General features: G+C 79.5%; 2 protein-coding genes and 1 pseudogene. All 3 read right to left on the bottom strand.

Features of this window, described 5'->3' with window-relative positions:
• Positions 1 to 228, bottom strand: a pseudogene (locus ACFV5N_RS25955) (aldo/keto reductase); the annotation flags it as partial.
• Between the two features lie 5 nt (positions 229 to 233).
• Positions 234 to 2,210 carry a hypothetical protein gene (locus ACFV5N_RS25950; protein WP_385604416.1) on the bottom strand — a complete coding sequence of 659 codons (1,977 nt, stop codon included), beginning with the start codon at positions 2,208 to 2,210 and terminating at the stop codon, positions 234 to 236.
• Between the two features lie 55 nt (positions 2,211 to 2,265).
• A partial coding sequence (locus ACFV5N_RS25945; RefSeq protein ID WP_385604413.1) for a vWA domain-containing protein occupies positions 2,266 to 3,439 on the bottom strand: 1,174 nt, incomplete at its 5' end.

Raw genomic sequence — 3,439 nt, 5'->3', positions numbered from 1 at the left:
CTCCTCGGCCCGGCCGTAGGAGCGGGCCGCGTCCAGATAGCGCACACCGGCGGCGTGGGCGGCGTCCAGCAACTGGTGGCTGCGCTCGCGCAGGGCGTCGACGGTGCGTTCGGCGGGCAGGTCGGCGGCCCGGCCCAGGTTGATGTAGCCGGGGCGGCCGACGGCGGCCAGACCGAGGCCGATCCGGGCTGCCGGGGTCGCGTCGGGGCGGAAACGGGAGAACGCCATGCGGCTCACGCTACCCGGGCCGGTCCTGGGAGGGCCCAGGCGGCGGCGCACAGCGCGCGGGCTGCCCGGTCGCCGTAGTGGTCGGCGGCCAGCCAGGCGAGGGCGAACCGGTCGGCGTCGGCGGGGCGCAGCCGGCCGAACACGTCGCGGGTGCGGTCGGCGGCGGCGCGGTGCAGCTCGTCCAGCAGGTCGGCGGCGGTGGACAGCCCGGCCTGCCGCAGCCGCTGACGGTCCGTCCCTGCGCTGCCCGGCAGGGCCAGGGCGGGCCGGCCCGCGGCGAGGGCGGCCTGGGTGCGGCGGCGCAGCAGGTGCAGCGGGGCGGCGGCGGGCTCCGCCGGGACGGGGGGCGGGGCGGGGGTGGCGGCGGAGACGGCGGGATCGGCGGGCGGGCCGGAGGGGCCGGGGTGGTCCGTGCCGGTGAGGTCCGCGCGCTGGAGCCGGTGGTAGCCGAGGTCCACGGGCGCGCGCAGCCCCGGGCCCGGCTCCGCCCCCGGCGCCGGGCCGGCCGCGAGCAGCCGCAGCCGGGGGTGACCGGCCGGGACGAGCCGGGCGATGACCCGCAGCCGCAGCCCCGGCGTGGCGGCCAGCAGCCGCAGATTGTGCCGGTGGGCGAGATCCTGGTGCTCGTCGGCGGGGGCGATCCGCACCGTCAGGCCCGCGCAGGCGGCGGCCAGTACGTCCGGGGCGCCCGGCTCCCGGACCGGGCCGAGCACGGTGAGGTCGGTGAAGAGGAGTCCGGCGGCGGACCCGGGCCCGGCCGCGTCGAGGGCGCGGGCGATCTGCTGATCGAGCGGGGTACGCCACAGGGCGGCGGCCGGCTCCTCGTGCCACGGCACGCCCCGGGCCCGCACCGCCCGCACCCCGCGCCCGGCACCGAGCCGCCGGTCCGGGGAGACGGTGGCGCCGGACACGATCAGCCCGCCCCTGGCGAGCTCCTGGTGGGTGCAGGCGGCGTCGCCCAGCCGGACGGTGCGCCGGGCCGCGCCCGCCGCCCGGGCGGCCCCGCCCGGGGCCACGTCGGTGAGGGCGAACACCTCCCCGTCCGCGTCCACGGTCCAGGTCACCACCCCGGCGTGACCGCTGCCGGCCAGCACCGGCTCGCAGCACAGCCCGTACAGCCGCAGCGAGCCGCCGGGGGTGTACGGGCGGCGGGCGGTGCCGCGCAGTTCGGCGAGGCCGGGGGCGCCGGGGGAGGGCGCCCGGCGCAGGGCGTGGCAGACCAGCAGCAGTTCCTGGACGGTGGCGGTCAGTTCGGCGAGCCGGTGCCCCGGGTCGCCGGCCCGGGCGGCGCGCAGCCCGTTGACGGTGGCGACGGCGAGGGCGGCGGGCCGGTGCAGACCGGCGAGCCGGGCGGTGTGGGCGGCGTGCAGCAGCTCCGCCTGGAGGAGCGCGCCCGCTCCCTGGATGCCGCTCTCCAGCACGGCGGCACCGGCCCGCCACAGGGCGGCGGCGGCCGGCTGCTCCGGGGTGGGTTCGGACGGTTCCGTGTGCTGGGCGGGTGCGGCGGCGGCGAGCGGTGTGGCCGGCTCCGGGGCGGGGTGGCCGGACGCACCGGGCCGGGTGGGCGCGCCGGTGCCGGGCGCGGCGGGCGGTGTGTCCGGGGCGCCGGGGCCGCCGGGGGCATCCGCACCGTCCAGCCCGGCCGGCCCGTCCGCCTCGTCCTCGGGCCGCTCTTCGGCCACCGGCGCCAGCGCGGCGACGGCGGCCCGGTGCACACAGTCGGGGGCCAGCAGGCAGCCGCAGCGGATGGCGTCCGCCGTGGCCACCACTCCGGCGGGCGCGTGCAGATCGAGGGTGGTGTCGTCGTCGACGGCGATCCGCACCGTGGTGCCGTCCGTGCCGCGGGGGCGGGCGGCGAGCTTCGCGGCCGCGGCGTCGAGCCGTTTGCGCAGCCGCGGGCTGAGGGCCCGCGCCAGTGCGGCGGTGACCTCGGGCGCGACGGGGGGCAGCGCGACGGCGTCGGCGGCGGAATCGGTCATCATCTGCTTCCGGGAGTGCGGGGGCGGGCAAGGGGCGGGGGGTACGGTGGCGGGCCGGTCAGCGGATGGTGTCCCCCACCCAGCGGGCGAGTTCCAGCGGACTCACGGCGGCGACGGGCATCCCCGCCGCCACGAGCTGGGCCGCGGTGCCGGTGCTGTAGCGCGGGCGTCCGCTGTCGTCCAGGCTGGCGCAGCCCAGCAGGTGACAGCCGGAGTCGACCAGCGCACGGACCTCCGCGAGCAGGCCGCCCAGCGGATAGCCCTCCTCGAAGTCGCTGACGACGGCCACCAGCGTGCGCGAGGGAACGGTGACCAGGGACCTGGCGTGCCGCAGCCCGGCGGCGATGTGGGTGCCGCCGCCGATCTGCACCTCCAGCAGCAGCGCGAGCGGGTCGTGCACCTGCCCGGTGAAGTCGACGACCTCGGTGGAGAAGGCCAGGAAGTGCGTGCTCAGCGCGGGCACCCCGGCCAGGATGGAGGCGGTCAGCGCCGACCAGATGGTGGACGCCTCCATCGATCCGGAGACGTCGGTCACCAGGATCAGCCGCCAGTCGGCGGAGCGCCGGGAGCGGCTGCGGAACACCGGGCGCTCCGGAACCAGCCGGAGCTGCCCGTCCGGACCGTGGTGTGCGGTGCCGAGGTTGGCGCGGACCGTTCTGGCCAGGTCGAGTCCGCCGGACGGACGCCGGCTGGGCCGGGGCTGGACGGCTCCGGTGAGGGCGGGCCGCAGCCGGGTGGCGAGCTGCCGGGTCAGTTCGTCCACCAGCCGCCGCACCAGCGGCCGCAGGGCGGCCATCCTGGCCTCGGGGAGGCCTCCGGCGTGCTGGAGGACGGTGCGCAGCAGTTCGACGGAGGGCCTGGCCCGGTCGGGGTCCAGCGCGAAGACCGCATCGGTACGGCCGGCTGCGACGGCGGCGGCCAGCACCTCTTCGCGGACGCCGGGGCCGAAGAGGGCGGCCAGTTCACCGGCCCACTCCCGCACGCCGGGGTAGGCGGCCTCCCGCCCCCCGCCGCTGCCCGTGCCCACGAGGTCGCCGCCCGCGCCCTCCCCGCGGCCGGTGCCGTACAGCTCGTCCAGCGCGGTGGCCATCGGCCGCGCCCGCCCGGCCAGCCGTTCCGTACCCCGCCCGAGCACCAGCCGCCAGCGGTCCTGCGCCCCGATGAGCCGGTCGGCCGGCTCGTCCGGACCGGTACGGGGGGCCTCCGGACCGGCGCTGCCGGGTGGCCCGCCC

Source organism: Streptomyces sp. NPDC059853 (assembly GCF_042731495.1).
In the GTDB taxonomy this organism is placed as follows: domain Bacteria; phylum Actinomycetota; class Actinomycetes; order Streptomycetales; family Streptomycetaceae; genus Streptomyces.
This window is presented reverse-complemented; position numbering and strand designations above follow the sequence as displayed.